The 15741-nt window shown below is 67.9% G+C and carries 15 protein-coding genes; 9 read left to right on the forward strand and 6 right to left on the reverse strand.

What is annotated here, in order from left to right; all coding sequences use genetic code 11:
• Position 1: 1 nt before the first annotated feature.
• Together BST13_RS17735 and BST13_RS17740 are read right to left on the reverse strand one after the other, a co-directional pair.
• Positions 2-892, reverse strand: a complete 891-nt coding sequence (locus tag BST13_RS17735; RefSeq protein ID WP_083165339.1) for an FAD binding domain-containing protein — start codon at positions 890-892, stop codon at positions 2-4.
• Between the two features lie 55 nt (positions 893-947).
• On the reverse strand, positions 948-2117 hold the full coding sequence (locus BST13_RS17740) for an XdhC family protein (protein WP_083165340.1): 1170 nt from the start codon (positions 2115-2117) through the stop codon (positions 948-950).
• A gap of 23 nt (positions 2118-2140) precedes the next feature.
• On the opposite strand from BST13_RS17740, the gene BST13_RS17745 reads away from it, so the two are divergent.
• Positions 2141-3097: a LysR family transcriptional regulator gene (locus BST13_RS17745; protein WP_083165341.1), complete on the forward strand. Its 957-nt coding sequence runs from the start codon at positions 2141-2143 to the stop codon at positions 3095-3097.
• A gap of 9 nt (positions 3098-3106) precedes the next feature.
• Here BST13_RS17745 and BST13_RS17750 read toward each other — a convergent pair whose 3' ends face one another.
• Positions 3107-3736 carry a TetR/AcrR family transcriptional regulator gene (locus BST13_RS17750; RefSeq protein WP_083165342.1) on the reverse strand — a complete coding sequence of 210 codons (630 nt, stop codon included), beginning with the start codon at positions 3734-3736 and terminating at the stop codon, positions 3107-3109.
• Positions 3737-3988: 252 nt separating this feature from the next.
• Here BST13_RS17750 and BST13_RS17755 point away from each other — a divergent pair, with 252 nt between their 5' ends.
• The 8 genes from BST13_RS17755 (at position 3989) to BST13_RS17790 (ending at position 13063) form a co-directional block, all read left to right on the forward strand.
• The gene (locus BST13_RS17755; RefSeq protein ID WP_245839708.1) at positions 3989-4816 is read left to right on the forward strand and encodes an SDR family NAD(P)-dependent oxidoreductase; all 828 of its coding nucleotides are present in this window, start codon (positions 3989-3991) and stop codon (positions 4814-4816) included.
• Complete coding sequence (locus tag BST13_RS17760; RefSeq protein WP_083165343.1) at positions 4813-6873, forward strand: acetate--CoA ligase family protein; 2061 nt, start codon at positions 4813-4815, stop codon at positions 6871-6873. Before BST13_RS17755 ends, BST13_RS17760 begins: the two co-directional genes overlap by 4 nt.
• Positions 6874-6912: 39 nt before the next feature.
• Positions 6913-8112, forward strand: a complete 1200-nt coding sequence (locus BST13_RS17765; protein ID WP_083165344.1) for an acyl-CoA dehydrogenase family protein — start codon at positions 6913-6915, stop codon at positions 8110-8112.
• Positions 8113-8116: 4 nt separating this feature from the next.
• Positions 8117-8881, forward strand: a complete 765-nt coding sequence (locus BST13_RS17770; protein WP_083165345.1) for an enoyl-CoA hydratase/isomerase family protein — start codon at positions 8117-8119, stop codon at positions 8879-8881.
• Positions 8878-10242: an MFS transporter gene (locus BST13_RS17775; protein WP_083165346.1), complete on the forward strand. Its 1365-nt coding sequence runs from the start codon at positions 8878-8880 to the stop codon at positions 10240-10242. Before BST13_RS17770 ends, BST13_RS17775 begins: the two co-directional genes overlap by 4 nt.
• A complete protein-coding gene (locus BST13_RS17780) occupies positions 10235-10864 on the forward strand; it encodes an NUDIX hydrolase (protein ID WP_245839709.1) in 630 nt (209 codons plus the stop codon). Before BST13_RS17775 ends, BST13_RS17780 begins: the two co-directional genes overlap by 8 nt.
• Before the next feature lie 125 nt (positions 10865-10989).
• Positions 10990-11670: a GntR family transcriptional regulator gene (locus BST13_RS17785; RefSeq protein WP_083165347.1), complete on the forward strand. Its 681-nt coding sequence runs from the start codon at positions 10990-10992 to the stop codon at positions 11668-11670.
• 169 nt (positions 11671-11839) lie between these two features.
• The gene (locus BST13_RS17790) at positions 11840-13063 is read left to right on the forward strand and encodes a hypothetical protein (RefSeq protein ID WP_245839710.1); all 1224 of its coding nucleotides are present in this window, start codon (positions 11840-11842) and stop codon (positions 13061-13063) included.
• A gap of 6 nt (positions 13064-13069) precedes the next feature.
• On the opposite strand, the gene BST13_RS17795 is transcribed toward BST13_RS17790, so the two are convergent.
• The 3 genes from BST13_RS17795 to BST13_RS17805 are packed head-to-tail and all read right to left on the reverse strand — an operon-like array spanning position 13070 to position 15735.
• Entirely contained in the window at positions 13070-14179 is a 1110-nt protein-coding gene (locus BST13_RS17795) for a glycoside hydrolase family 76 protein (RefSeq protein ID WP_083165348.1), read from the reverse strand.
• 15 nt (positions 14180-14194) lie between these two features.
• The gene (locus BST13_RS17800) at positions 14195-14848 is read right to left on the reverse strand and encodes a TrmH family RNA methyltransferase (protein WP_083165349.1); all 654 of its coding nucleotides are present in this window, start codon (positions 14846-14848) and stop codon (positions 14195-14197) included.
• Positions 14845-15735: a hypothetical protein gene (locus BST13_RS17805; protein WP_083165350.1), complete on the reverse strand. Its 891-nt coding sequence runs from the start codon at positions 15733-15735 to the stop codon at positions 14845-14847. Before BST13_RS17805 ends, BST13_RS17800 begins: the two co-directional genes overlap by 4 nt.
• Positions 15736-15741: the final 6 nt, after the last annotated feature.

Genomic DNA, 15741 nt, shown 5'->3' on the forward strand with positions numbered 1-15741 from the left:
GCTAATTCCCTTCCGGTGCAGGGGCGTTACGCACACGCTCGACCGAAGTACGCAGCGTGCGGATGGTCAGCTCGGATGCGAGGTGGCGCTTGTAGGCGGCGCTGCCGCGCATGTCGCTGACCGGCTCACAGGCCTGCGCGGCGGCCGCTCCCGCCGCGACGAAGGTCTGTTCGGTCGCCGGTTGACTCGCCAGGGAATCCGCGAGCGCACGCAGCGCCTGGGCGTCGGCGTTGACTGCGGTGAGCCCGACGCGCGCGGCGGCGATCGAATCCCCGTCGAGAGTCACCTGCGCACCGGCCGCCGTCACCGCCCAATCTCCTACTCGGCGTTCCACTTTCGCGTACGCACTGGAGGTTCGATGACGTATCGGAACGCGCACCTCGATGAGCATCTCGTTGTGGGCCAGCGCGGTCTCGTACGGGCCGACGAGGAAGTCGTCGACCGGGATCTCCCGATCCCCCGCCGGACCGTGTACCAGGCACACTGCCCCGACGACCGCACACACGGTGGTCAGGTCCTCGGCCGGGTCGGCCTGGCACAGCGATCCGCCGAGGGTGCCCCGGTTTCGCACGACAGGGTCGGCGATCACCCGTTCGGCGTCGCGGAAGATGGGGCACACGGCGGCCAGCGGATCGGACTCCAACACTTGGCAGTGCCGGGCCATGGCGCCGATGCGCACGAGGGTCGGGTCGGTGACGATATAGCCGAGCTCGGCGGCGAGGTCGTTGATGTCGACGAGGTATTCGGGGTTGGCGATCCGCAGCTTCATCATCGGCAGCAGGCTGTGCCCGCCGGCGACGATCCTGGCGTCCTCGCCCAACCTGTCCAGCAGACCGACGGCGTGGTCGACGCTGGTGGCGCGTTCGTACTCGAAGGGGCCGGGAACTTGCATGTGACCCAGCTCACGCCTATCCGACGTCAGCGTCAATAGCGAGTTAAGCGATCACTTAACTCGCTGTTTGCGCCTCCCGTTGGCCCAGCTCATGGTGGATCCGGCCGCCGGTCTCGGCCAGTGGGCGGCCGCCTCCGCCCCATCGCCGAGCCACGATCTCCGCCGCGATCGATACCGCGGTCTCTTCGGGCGTCCGCCCGCCGAGGTCCAAACCGATCGGACTGGACAAGCCGGCCAGCTCGGCGTCGGTCAGCCCCGCCTCGCGCAGCCGATCCAGCCGATCCTCGTGGGTGCGCCGCGATCCCATCGCACCGATGTAGGCGGCTCGGGCGTTCTCGGGTAACCGCAGCGCCACCTCGAGCAGCGGCACGTCGAACTTCGGATCGTGGGTCAGCACACAGATCACCGTGCGGGCGTCGATGGCGCCGGCGGCGGCCTGCGCAGCCAGGTAACGGTGCGGCCAATCGACAACGACCTCGTCGGCCGTCGGGAACCGCGCCGAGGTGGCGAATATCGGGCGGGCATCGCACACGGTGACGCGGTAGCCCAGGAACGCGCCCTGCTGCGCGACCGCGGCGGCGAAGTCGATGGCTCCGAACACGAGCATGCGGGGGCGGGGCGCATGACTCGCGACGAACACCTCCATGCCCTCGCCGCGCCGTTGACCGTCCGGGCCGTAGGTCAGCACCTCACTGCGCCCCGCCGCGAGGAGACCGCGCGCATCGTCGGTCACCGCGGCGTCGGCCCGTGAAGACCCGAGTGAGCCGTCGACCGGACCGTCCCCCGGGTCGCTGCGCACCACCAGCCGCCTGCCGATCCATGCGACGTCGGGATGCGTGATGACCGTCGCGACGGCGACCGGGCGGTGCGCGTCGATATCGGCGGCGATGGCATCGAGTTGACCAAAAGTGCTCTGCGACACCGGTTCTACGAAGACGTCGAGGATTCCGCCGCAGGTCAGCCCGACCTCGAAGGCATCGTCGTCGCTGACCCCGTAGCGCTGCAGGACAGGGATGCCCGTGGCCAGCACCTCGGACGCCAACTCGTAGACCGCGCTCTCCACACAACCACCCGACACCGAGCCGCTCACCGTGCCGTCGGCGGTCACCACCATCGAAGCACCGGGCGGGCGTGGGGCGGACCGGAATGTGCGCACCACCGTCCCGAGCCCTGCGGTGCCACCCGCGCGCCACACTGCTAACAGAGTGCTCAGCACCTCTCTCACGACAATCAATCTAGGCTTCAGACGTGACACCTGCGCAGTTGCGTGCATTTTCGGCGGTGGTCCGGCTCGGCTCGGTGCGCGCGGCCGCCGAGGAGCTGGGGGTGTCCGATGCCGGGGTGTCGATGCACGTCGCCCAGCTGCGCAAGGAACTCGACGATCCCCTGTTCACCAGGACCGCGGCCGGGCTGGCGTTCACCCCGGGCGGGCTGCGGCTGGCCAGCCGTGCCATCGAGATCCTCGGCTTGCAACGGCAGACCGCGATCGAAGTGACCGAAGCCGCACACGGCCGGCGGCTGCTGCGCATCGCGGCGTCGAGCGCCTTCGCCGAGCACGCGGCGCCGGGTCTGATCGAACTGTTCTCATTACGCGCCGACGACCTTTCGGTCGAACTCAGCGTGCATCCGGCCGGCCAGTTCGCGCATCTGATCACTTCGCGCGCCGTCGACATCGCGCTCGGCCCGGCCCCCGACGGCGCCGGTCAGGAGCTCGCCGTCCGGCCATTCCTGAAGTACCAGATCATCACGGTCACCTCACCCGACGGCCCGTTGGCCACTCGCACCCCCACGCCCGCCCTGCTCCGCGAGCAGCACTGGCTACTGGGCCCGTCGGGTGGCAGCGTGGACGGCGAAATCGCCTCCATGCTGCGCGATCTCGCGATTCCCGAAGCACACCAGCGCATCTTCCAGAGCGATGCCGCCGCCCTCGACGAGGTGCAGCGCGTCGGCGGGGTGACGCCGACGATCGGCTTTGCCGTCGCGAAGGATCTGACGAGCGGACGGCTTGTCCACGTCAAGGGCCCGGGCCTGCAGATCTCGGGCGAGTGGTCAGCGTCCACCCTGCCCGCCGCGGCCCGTCAGCCCGCCGTCTCGGAGTTGGTGCGATTCATCACCACACCGCGCTGCACCCAGGCGATGATCCGCGGGACGGGCGTGGGGGTCGCCCGGTTCCGGCCGAAAGTGCATGTGACCCTGTGGAGTTGAGCTCCCCGCTCAGGCGCTTTCACCCCGGCGAACCGCCGCTGCCCGTGGAATCAGCGCATCCTGAATGAACTCGACCAGCACTTCTTTCATCGCGCTGACCGTCATGTTCGGCGTGCCGGTGAGCACCTGGATGGCCATGCCGTCGGTCAGCGCCGAGAGCCGGTGGGCGATGGTCTCGGGGTCGACGTCGGTGCGAAACACCTGCTGGCGTTGACCGCGTTCGACGATGCGCCGGATCGTCTCGCGCCAGCGCTCGTAGTACGCGCCGTGGATGGGCCGAAGCTCGGGACGGATCAGCGCCTCGGCCCAGAACTGGATCCACACCGACCACTCGTCACGGACGGCGCCCACCCGGGGCAGCTGCATGTCGATGAGCTTGAGCAACCTCTGATGGGCGTCATCGATGGCCTTCAGTTCAGCGCTCTGCCTGCCGAAGGCGTGGTCGATCGAATGCTTGAGCGCAGCAGTCAGCACGTCGTTCTTGCCCGGGAAGTAGTAGTGCACCGTGCCGGTGCTGGTACCGACGACCTGCGCGATGTCCGATATGCGGACCGCGTGATAACCCCGCTCGGCGATGAGCTGTGCCGCGGCGTCGAGGATCGCGGCTTTCCTGGAATCGTCGACATTCTCAGCAGTCACGTCGGTCTTTTCTTCCCGTAGCTACCTGACTCAGCAATCAAACCACATTCTGCGAGTTGACGCGTCAGTCAGATTCGACTCGTGCGTCAGATGCGGGAAGCCGCCGCCCCGCGCATGCGCCCACCTGCAGAAAAGCGCACCTCACCTGGGTAAATGCCTGAGCAATCGGCTGTGATGTATGTCACATACAGTTGACTTACGTGCGCGTGGTCACGCTATAACTGATGCATCAGTCAGACGCGAGGAGTGATCGTGGGAGAACCGTCGAGTCCAGCTTCGAACGCCCTGAGCCCGACGCTGCACCGCGACAAGGTCGTACTGATCACCGGTGGCGGCACCGGCATCGGCCGCGCGACCGCGCTGGAGTTCGCGCGCTGTGGCGCCGACGTCGTCATCAGCGGGCGCCGGGCCGAACGGCTCAAGGACACCGTCGCCGAGATCGAGGCACTCGGCGCACGCGCGCTGGCGGTGCCGACGGACATCCGGGAGGAGGAACAGGTCGCAGAGATGGTCACCCGAACGCTCGACCGGTTCGGCCGCATCGACGTCCTCGTCAACAACGCCGGCGGACAGTTCTCCGCACCCGCCGAGGACATCAGCCTCAAGGGCTGGCGGGCCGTACACCGACTGGCCGTCGACGGCACCTGGGCGGTCACCCGCGAGGTGGCGACACGCGCCATGATCCCGCAGCGCAGCGGCGTGATCTTCTTCATGGCGTTCTCGCCGCGGCGCGGCATCGCCTCGTTCGTCCACGCCACCAGCGCCCGCGCGGCCCTGGAGAACCTGGCCAGCGGGCTGTCGCTGGAGTGGAGCAAGTATCGGATCCGCAGCATCTGCATCGCCCCGGGAACCATCGCCACCGAGGGCATGGACGCCAACTACACCGAAGACGCCCGAGCCCAATGGGCGGCCGCTGTCCCGCTCGGACGCCTCGGCACCGCCCAGGACGTTGCGCCCACGATCGCCTTCCTCGCTTCACCGGCCGCCGGCTACATCACCGGCACCACCGTCGTCATCGACGGCGGTGCCGACGCCTGGGGCAACTCTCATCCCGCACCGCAATTGGAGGACAACGCATGACCGCTTGCGCGCCCCGTGACCTCACCGCCCTGTTCGACCCGCGCTCTGTCGCGATCATCGGTGCCAGCAACGACGAGACCAAGTACGGCAACTGGCTGAGCGTGCAGGCCCTCCGCATGCCTGGCACCCGCACCCTGCACCTGGTGAACCGGCGCGGTGAACCAGTGCTGGGCCGGCAGACCGTGAAAGCGCTCACCGATGTGGCCGAGCCGGTCGACCTGGTGGCCGTCGCAGTACCCGCCGCGGGATTCGAGGAGGCCGTCAAGGACGCCCTCGCCGCAGGCGCGAAGGCCATCGTCGGTGTCACCGCGGGATTCGCCGAGCTCGGCGCCGAGGGCCGGGCCCTGCAGGAACGCATCGTCAAGCGGGTGCGCGACGCGGGAGCGCTGCTGCTCGGCCCGAACTGCCTGGGGGTGCTGGATTCCACCACCGAGCTCTACCTCGCGTCGAATCCGATGCCGACGGGCCGCGTCGCGCTGCTGTCCCAGAGCGGCAACATGGCCCTTGAGCTGTCGGGCTTCCTGGCCGCGCGGGGCCACGGGTTCTCCCGATTCGTCTCCCTGGGCAACCAGGCCGACCTGGGCGTCGCCGACGTCATCCGCTCCTGCACGCGACATCAGGGCACCGACGTGATCACGGTGTACTGCGAGGATTTCGGCGATGGCCGAGCGTTCGTGGCAGCCGCCGCCGAGGCCGCTGCCGCGGGCAAGCCGGTGCTGCTGCTGACCGTCGGAGGCAGCGAGGCATCGATCCGCGGCGCCCAATCCCACACCGGCGCACTGACTTCCGACAGTGCCGTGATCGCGGCCGCGTGCCGCGCCGCCGGAATCCGCCGGGTGCACTCGCCGCGCGAACTCGCCGACGCCGCAGCGGCACTGCTGAGCTTCGGCTCCACCGGGGTCAGGCGCGTCGGCGTGGTCGCCGACGGTGGTGGTCACGCCGGCGTCGGATCGGACATCGTCGAGGCGGCCGGCCTGAGCGTGCCGGAGTTCGACGCCTCGGTGAGCGACGCGTTGCGTGCCCTGCTGCCTCCGTCGGCCGCGGTGACCAACCCGGTCGACCTGGCCGGGGCCGGCGAGCAGGACATCACATCGTTCGCCAGGGTGCTGGAGACCACGCTGTCCAACGAGCACCTCGACGCCGTGCTGATCACCGGGTACTTCGGTGGCTACGGCGGTTACGGCGACGCGCTGGCCGCCCGCGAGATCGAGACCGCGCACGAGATGGCCCGTATCGCCAGGGAGCACGGCAAGCCCGTCGTGGTGCACACCATGCACCACAGCAGCGAGGGCGCCCGCGTGCTGGCCGAATCCGGCCTGCCGGTGTTCGCCGCGGTCGAGGACGCCGCCCGGACCCTGGCCATATTCGGTGACGGCAAGACCCCGCCGGCACTGCCCACGTTGGCCGAAACCGCCGAGCACGCAGCAGCATCCGACAGCTACTGGGAGGCGCGTGAACTGTTCCGCGCTGCGGGCCTGAGCTTCCCGGGAGCAGCGCTGATCGAATCGGCCGACGCCGCAGCCGCGGCCGCGGAAGACATCGGCTACCCCGTCGTGCTGAAAGCCATGGGCCTGCTGCACAAGTCGGACTCCGGCGGCGTCGCACTCGGCCTGGCGGACGAGGATCAGCTGCGCGCGGCGGTGCAGGACATGCAGCAACGCCTGAATCCGCCCGGGTTCTGCGTCGAGGCGATGGCCGATCTGCGCGACGGCGTCGAACTGATCGTCGGCGTGCAGAGCGATCCCCGGTTCGGCCCGGTCGCCATGGTCGGCCTCGGCGGCATCTTCACCGAGGTGCTCAAGGACGTCGCGTTCGCCTTGGCCCCTGTCGACCACGCGACCGCGCGCGACATGCTCGACGGCCTGCGCGCCGCGGCGCTGCTGCGCGGGGTCCGCGGGCGTCCGCCGGTCGACCTCGGCGCCGCCGCGGCCGCCATCGCGGCGGTCACCTCGGTAGCCGCCCACCATCCCGAGATCACCGAGCTCGAGGTGAATCCGCTGCTGGGCACCCCGGCCGGCGCGCTCGGCCTCGACGCCCGCATCGTTCTCGCCCCCTGACCGACATCACTCAATACCCACGAAAGGAAATCTCCCCCAATGGAATTCGCATACACGCCACGGCTCGCCGAGCTGAAGGACCGCGCCCGCGCACTGACCGAGAAGATCATCCCGTTCGAGCTCGAGTGCGAGCAGAACAACGGCCTCTCGGCCGAGTCGCACGCCGTCATCAAGGCCGCCGTGCTGGAGGCCGGCCTGCAGGCCATCAACACCCCCGTCGAATTCGGCGGGGCCGGGCTGAGCGTGCTGGAACAGGTCGTCGTTCAGGACGAGCTGGGCAAGTTGACCAACGCGCTGTGGGACGCCGTGTGGCGCCCGGCCAACCCGCTGGCCCACGCCACCCCCGAACAGCGTGAGCGCTACCTGATCCCGGGTGCGCGGGGCGACCGCCGCGACGCGGTGGCCATCTCCGAGGCCGACGCGGGCTCCGACTTCTCCGCGGCCAAGACCACGGCGACGCCAGATGGCAACGGCGGCTACATCATCAACGGCGAGAAGTGGTTCGTCACCGTCGGTGACGTCGCCGACTACCTGATCGTGCTGGCCTATGTGCAGCCCGACAACGCCCCGACCATGTTCCTGATCGACGTGCCCAGCCCCGGCGTAAGCATCACCAACGTGCCGCGCTTCACCCACACCTTCGTCTACGAGCATCCCGAATTCACCTTCAAGGACGTCAAAGTGGGCCCCGAGGCCGTGCTCGGCGGCATCGGCGAGGGGCTTGAGCTCACCCGCGACTGGTTCACCGAGGAGCGCCTGATGATCGGCGCCCGCACCATCGGGGCGGCCGAGCGTGCGCTGACGCTGGCCGTGGACTGGGCGCGCGAGCGGGTCCAGGGCGGCGACACGCTGATCAACCGCCAGCTGATCCAGGGCATGATCGCCGACTCGGTCTGCGACATCGCCACCAACCGCGCCCTGACCCACCAGGTGGCGTGGGAGTTCGACCAGGCCGACCCCAATGACGCCGAGCAGCGAAAGACCTTGCACGCCAAGGCAGCAACCGTGAAGCTCGCTGCCTCCGAGGCGTCCAACCGCGTCGCGGACCGGGCGGTGCAGATCTTCGGCGGCCGCGGCTACATCCGCGACTACCCGGTGGAGCGGCTGTGGCGCGAACTGCGCGTCGACCGGATCTGGGAGGGCACCTCCGAGATCCAGCGCCTGGTCATCGCGAACGAGACCAAGAAGCGCGGTCTCGAGAAGCTGCTGTCCTTCCCCTACGCCACGGACGGGGAGTAGCCAGATGGCGGCCGGGGCACACACCAGCTCGGAGCACAAAGGCAGCGTGGAAGTACGTCGCGAGGGCAACGTCGCCGTCGTGACACTGCGCCGCGAACGCAAACGCAATGCGCTGTCCACCTACATGGAGGCCGAACTGCTCCGGGCCCTGCATACGCCTGAGCTGACCTCCAGCCGGGCAGTCGTGATCACCGGTGGGGATACGGTGTTTTCGGCGGGTGCCGACATCACGGAGCTGCGGGACATGACTCCGGCCGCCATCGCCAACTACTACCGTGAATCCGGATCGGTGTACGAAGTCTTCGCCGCTCTGCCGCAACCCACCGTCGCGGCCATCACCGGCTACTGCCTGGGCGGCGGACTCGAACTGGCGTTGGCCGCCGACATCCGCATCGCCGATCCCGCAGCGGTATTCGGATTTCCCGAGGTGGGCATCGGCATCCTGCCGTCGTCCGGAGGTGTCACCCGCGCCACCCGGATCCTCGGGCCCGGCCGCACCCGTGACCTCGTCCTGCGCGGGCGCCGCATCGGCACCGCAATCGCCGAAGCGTGGGGTCTGATCACCGAGATCGCTTCTGCCGGAGAGCATCTGGCGACCGCGCTGACCGTCGCCAACGAACTCGCCGAGTACCAGCCGATGACCATGTCGGTCACCAAACAGGTACTCGACGCCAGCATCAACGCATCCCAATCTGCCTCGCTGGTGCTGGAACAAATCGCCTACGCCCTGCTCAACAACACCGCACCAGCTTCTGGAGAACCCCGATGAACCCGCTCGACGTCTTGGACCGGCCCACCAACCGTGGGTTTCTGACCAAACTGCTCATCGCCTGCTGCGGCGGCCCGTTCCTCGACGGGTACGTGATGAGCATAATCGGCGTGGCCCTGATCGGTGTGGGCGAGGACATGAATCCCAGCACCACCGAATCCGGACTGATCGGTGCCGCATCGTTGATCGGTATCTTCTTCGGCGCCACGGTCTTCGGTGTGATCACCGACCGGGTCGGCCGCGAAAAGATGTACGCGCTCGACCTGCTGGTCCTCGTCGCGGGCTGCGCACTGTCGGTATTCGTCACCGCCCCTTGGCAATTGATCGTGCTTCGGTTCGTCATCGGCGCTGCCATCGGCGCTGACTATCCGATCGCGACCTCGCTGTTGACCGAGTTCACCCCGTCGAAGAAGCGCGGTGCCATGGTCGGCATGTCCGCGGTGGCCTGGTCGGCGGGCGCCGTCGCCGCCTACGTCGTCGGTGCCGTCGTCGTGGCCGTCTCCGGCGGCAACCAGAACTGGCGCTGGCTGCTGGCGTCGAGCGCGGTGCTCGGAGTGATCGTCATCCTCATCCGGCGGGGCATTCCGGAATCTCCGCGATGGCTGATGAACAACGGCCGGGTCGCCGACGCCGAAGCTGTGGTGGAACGGATCTACGGCGTCAAACTCGACCTGAGCCAGGTGCCGGGCGACGATGTCCAGACCAAGCCGAAGGTCAGCCTGTCGGCGATCCTCAAAGGTCAATACGGGCGGCGGCTCATCATGTGCTCGGCGCTGTATCTGGCGGTGGTCACCCCGCTCTACGCGCTGTTGACCTTCCTGCCCTCAATCCTGCAGGGCTTCAAGATCTCCGGTGAGGGTCCCATGGGACTGATGGTCGAGACGGTCATCATCGGCCTGATCGTCGCCGGGTCGATCCCGGCCCTCTACCTCGTCGAGCGCTTGGGCCGGCGTCCCATCGCGGTGGTGCCGCTCGGGCTGATGGTTCTGCCGCTGGCCGGCCTGTGGCTGTGGGCAGGTGGCCCACTGTGGTTCATCGTCGGATGCTTCTGCGCGTACGCATTCATCTCGGGCGGCCCCAGCATCCTGGTGTGGATCTACCCCAACGAGTTGTTCCCCACCGAATTACGGGCCACCGCAGTCGGTTTCGCCACCGGAATCAGCCGATTCGGCGCCGCGACGGGTACCTACCTGTTACCGATCAGCATGTCGTCACTCGGCACCGGGACCACCATGCTCTTCGGTGCGATCCTGACTGCCGCGGCCTTCGTGGTGTGTCTGTTCATGGCCCCCGAAACCAAAGGCAAGACCCTGGAAGAGGTCTCGGGCCTGACACCGGAACCGGCACCGGTCCGTGGCTGAGCTGTCAGCTGCCGCATGGTCGGGCACCATCCGGCGCAACATTGCCACCTTCACCCGTGCGACGGATGAGAAGTGCGTAACCACCCCCGTGCGCGGCCGCACCGCAGCCGTCACGGTGAGTGTGCTCGACGCCGATCGCGATGCCCATGTGCTGATGATCAAACGCGCTCCGCGCGGTCTCAACAGCGGCCAGTGGGCGCTGCCCGGCGGCCGCATCGACCCCGGCGAGACCGCTACCGAAGCGGCCCTGCGCGAACTGTATGAAGAAGTCGGTCTGCAGCTGACCGAGGATCACATCGTCGGTGCGCTCGACGACTTCGTCACCGACTCCGGCTTCGTGATCACCCCGATCGTGGCCGTGGTGACGGGATCTCCCAGACTGCAACGCAATCCGGCCGAGGTGCAGTCACTGCACCGGATCCCGCTGGACCGTCTGGTCAGTGACGATCTGCCCCGGTGGGCCCCGACCCCGGAAGGTCCGCTGTTGCAGATGCCGCTGCGGAGCAACATGGTCGTTCACGCCCCGACCGGCGCCATCCTGCTGCAGTTCCGCGAGGTGGCGTTGCTCGGCCGCCACATCACGGTCGCAGGCCTGCAGCAGCCCGCGTTCACCCGGGTGTAGCACGCGTCCAGCCGCGCTGTGCGAGTGGCGGGGACCCATTCCGGTGAGCGGAACAACCGGCTGACTAGCCTTGATCAGCCGGGCTTCCTGACCATGGGCATGCCGCCCGGCGGGGAGGGCGAAGCATGTCGACAGAGCAGGCGATCGGAGGCGAGGGCACCACCTCCATGTCCCAGGTGGCGGCACACGCCATACGCGAGGGCATCATCGAGGGGCGGTACCCGCCGGGTAGCCGGCTGCGCGAGCGCGACCTCTCGGAAAACCTGCAGATGTCCCGGATACCGGTACGCGAAGCCCTGCGCCAGCTCGAGGTCGAAGGTTTCGTCACCACCAGCCCGAACCGCGGTGCGGTCGTCACGCAGCTGACGGTCCGCGACGTGGTCGAACTGTTCGATCTGAGGTTGTCGCTGGAGGTTCTGGCCGCACGGCAAGCGGCTCTCGCGGTCGCCTCGGGCCGCGCCGGGGACACGTTGCGGCAGATCGTCGCCGCCGCCCTGCGCGTCACCCGCTCCGGCGACATCGTCGCGATCCGCCAGACCAACACCGAGATCCACGCCGAGATCGTGGCGATGACGGGCAATTCGCTGTTGGCCACCACGATGGCGCCGCTGCTGGGCCGTATGCGCTGGGTGTTCGCGTTGACCGCCGACCGTGATCCCGAAGTGGAATACGCGGAGCATCGCGCACTGTGCGACGCGATCTACGCAGGCAATCCGGATTTGGCCGGGGCGCTCGCGCTGGCCCACATCGAGCACGGTCGGGTGCCGTCGCTCGAGAGTCTGGCCAAGGTGCTGCCTGCGTCGTAGCTACGACCACTCACTCCGGCCCGACCGAAAATCGCTGCCTCCTCCCAGGCAGGACAGCCGGGAAAATACCACCATGCGCGGATTGGGCAGAACCATTGCGGCAGCGGTCACGGCTGGCGTCGTAGCCGGTGGATGCGCAACACCTACCCCGCCGACCCAAGACGGCCCGGTGACGCTGAAACCGGCGCCAACGCAACTCGCAGAGTGCGGCCCCGACCAGTTGGCGCGTTGCGTTCCCCGCCTGGCCGATATCGAGCCGGATCTGTTCGACATGGTCACCGTGTACGGCCCGATATCGGATTTTGCGGTCCTGCCGCCGTCATCGGCACGGGAAGACGCACCGCCGGAGTGCCGGAGCCTGCCCAATCTGGGCGCCCGGCCAGACTCGGAGCTCGATGTCGCCTACCGGCCTGCGCCGGCTTCAGGCAATCGGTTCCCGGCCAACAACGGGGATGACTTTCACGTTCGATTCATGGTCGCGGGCACCGGCGCTGACATGACGGCCCAGATGAACGAGTGGGCCGACCACTGCCGCATGTGGGGCATCGCTGCGACCATGAACGACAACGGAATCCAGGCCTGGCTCATCGCCGAGTCGGCAGACGTACTCCAGAAATTCCAGGCGGGCGACGTCGACCAATGGCCTTTCGTCACCCATATGGCTGCCACCGAGTTGCCCAACGGTGTCATGGTGCAGGCGTTCTACCGCACAACCGATCTGTCCGCGACGTCACCCAACGACGTGTTCTCCGAGATCCTGCGTAGCGCGGGCCGGCCCCGGCCGCGCTCGGCGTTGCCGCCTTCGCTCACTGACTGGAGCCGGGCCCAGATCTCGTCTCTGCTGCCGCCCTTGGACGTCGGCGTCAGCATCGACGCCCAGGCAAGTCGATCCGACGGCCGGTGGCTGCTATGCCCTCAGGCTGAACACGCCCCGCTGTACGATCCGCAGGCGAGCTGGCACCGACCGACCAACCCGGCGGTCACGGACAAGACTCTGCCTCCTGCGGTCGCGATCTCCCGGGCACTACCCGGCACTGCCGCCCTGGCTGAGGTGCGCCGTGAAATCGCAACCTGCACAGCACATCTCACCGACATTCCGGCATTGTGCTCCGGCCACGACATGCACCAAACGCTCGACACCGATTCGGCAGTAGCCGATGGTGAAGAGACCATCCGCATCACCCAGCGCTGGCTGCGCGTCGAAAATGTCCAGGGCTACGACCGATGCGCTGAAGGCACCGATGCGTTACGCATCACCCACGTGCGCGGACTCATCGTCATCAGCAGCGCCGACGCGGCCGTGGTCAAGGGCACCCTCGGCGATCCGGCACTGCCCACCAGCAGCCTCGATCAGCTGCAAGCCCAAACCGTGCACGCAATCAAGACAGCCTGAGCGTGGTCACGCCTCGGTTTCGTCGGCCAGGGTGTGGGCGGCCTCCATCAGCATCCACCCCGACACCTGCACCGACATGTCCCGTTCCGGGATCGCCGACGCGTTGACCGCGCCCTCGACGAATTCGGCTTCCTGCCCCGCCGACGTGGGCACCTCGGCGTTGCGATTCCAGAACGGGCCGAACAACGGCAGGCCGTCGACCGTCTGGCGGTAATCCCATGCCGACTCCGCGGATTTCAGAACGAGCGACCGCGCGGTGTCGCGCGCAGCGGCGTCCTCGGCGGTATCCCCCGGCAGCGTCGTCGCCACCAGCGCGAGATACCGCGCCAGGATCCCGTTGAACAGGCCACCGTCGCCGCCACCGGCGCCTTTGATGACGCCGTCCTCGGTCATCTCTTTGGCGACCGCCGCGACGAGTCGGCGCACCCGTTCGGAATGCCTCGGGTCCTGAGTGCGCACCGCAAGCTCCACCTCGAGGCCGAGCACCACACCCTGGCAGTAGGTGTACTGCGCCCGCACCATCGAACCGGCCTTGATGCCGTCGAACACCAGGTGGGTTTCCGGGTCGATCAGGGTTTCGTCGATCCAGTCGGCCATCTGCTGGGCGCGGCGCAACCGATCGTCGTAGCGGGCCAGGAAGATGCCTGCCGGGCCGTTGGCCGGGGCATTGAAGAACTGGTCCTGCTTGCGCCACGGGATTCCGCCGCCGTCCTCGGGCACCCAGGCGTTGACGAACTGCTCACACAGCTTCTTGAGCGCACCGGGTTTCTCGACCCCCGCAAGCCGTCCCGCACGTTCCAAAGCCAGTGCGAGCCAAGCCATGTCGTCGTAATAGTCGTTGGTCCACCCGGTGTTGCGCAGATGATGCGACCGGATCTGCCGTTCGATCCGCAGCTTGCGGTCCGGTTGCGGATCCCGCACCTGCGCGTCGACGAGGCAGTCGAGCAGATGGGCCTGCCACCAGTAGTGCCAGGTGCCGAAATGCCGGTACTTCGGCGTCGACGGCCAGGCCACCACACCGAGTTGAGTACCCGGCAGGTACCAGAGTTTGCTCAGATGTCGTTGGATGATCGCAGCTTCGGCGCTGCCCGCGCGGTTGGCCCATAGCTGATCCATGACCCCGATCCTGCCCTACCAGGCCGCCGAAATGTCGGCGTGTCGAGTGATCCAAGCGTGCATCGCGATTCCGGCAGCAACCCCGGCGTTGATGCTGCGGGTCGATCCGAACTGCGCGATGGACACCGTCAGTTCCGCGCCGGCCTGCGCCTCCGGCGTGATACCGGGGCCTTCTTGGCCGAACACCATCAGACAGTCTCGGGGCAATTCGGTCTGTTCGAGCCGGGTCGCGCCCGGCACGTTGTCCACGGCGACGACGGTCAGTCCTGCCTCGGCGGCGTAGGCCAGCAGTTCGGCGGTGGTGTCGTGGTGGCGCAACCGCTGATAGCGATCGGTGACCATGGCGCCACGGCGGTTCCACCGCCGCCGGCCGACAATGTGGACGGTATGGACGGCGAACGCGTTGGCGGTACGCACCACCGCGCCGATGTTCGCATCGTTGCCGAAGTTCTCGATCGCGATGTGCAACGCGTGTCTGCGCCGGTCGATATCGGCCACGATCGCCTCGCGGGTCCAATATCGGTAGGCGTCGACAACGTTGCGGGTGTCGCCGTCGCGCAGGAGTTCCGGGTCGTAGCGCGCGGCATCATCTCCCGTGGGCAGCGGCCCGAGCCACGGCCCGACCCCCGGTGACTGTCCCCATTCCGTCGGCCCCAGTGGCTCACTCATGGCTTGGTCCACAGCGCGGCGTGCGTGCCGATCACCGACACCGTGGCGTACAGAAGCGCGGCGTTGATCTCGCCCTGCGTGCACAGCGAAGTCCGCGTGTTGACCGCTTCGCGCGACGCGTCCGGCAGCAACAGCACCGAAGCCCCGTACGCCGAACAGGCGTAGCTGAGCCCCGGCGGCGGCAGCGTCGGGGCCGCCACGACCATCAGCGGCCCGCCGCGCTGCGCCGAGTCGTCCCGGTAACGCTTTGCCAGGCCGTCGATCTCGAGACCGAGCAGCATGTAGCCGTTGCCCTTGAAAGCGTCGGGTGCGCCCATCGCGGTCGGGGCCAGTTGAGCACCGTCGGCAGTGAACGCGTCGACGCTCGTCGTCTTGATCGCGATACCGGTATCGCCTGCGTCGGTGGGCAGCATCCCGACCGGGAAGGCAGCCGGGTAGGCCACCGTGGTCTTCGGGATGCGCTCGCGCGGCGAATACACGTACACCCCGCGGACCTGACTCTGGTCCCGCAACGGCCCGAAACACACTGTGCCACTGAGTTTGTCGGGACCGGAGGCGGCCAGCGGCCGGATGCCCAGGCTGTTCACCCCGGCACAGCCTGCCAATCCGTTGACTTCGAGTGGGTGCGCGAGTGCGCCGTAGAGGCCGAACCGGAGATCCTCTGGCTTGGCGCGCTGGTCGCCTGCGGCCGAGGCGTCGACGTCGACGAGGACGTGCTGGTTGTCGAACCGCAGGTTGTCCAACTTGAAGTTCCAGCCCAGCACGGCCAGTGAAGCACCGAACGACGCCGTGAGTGCCTCGTACGTGCGGTGCGGCGCACCGTCAGATGAGCAGGCCGTGGCGACGACGAGGAGTACCGCCGTCACCGCCGCGATCAGTGCCCGCACCGTGTC

It is taken from the genome of Mycobacterium aquaticum (genome assembly GCF_002086485.1).
GTDB classification, from domain to species: domain Bacteria; phylum Actinomycetota; class Actinomycetes; order Mycobacteriales; family Mycobacteriaceae; genus Mycobacterium; species Mycobacterium aquaticum.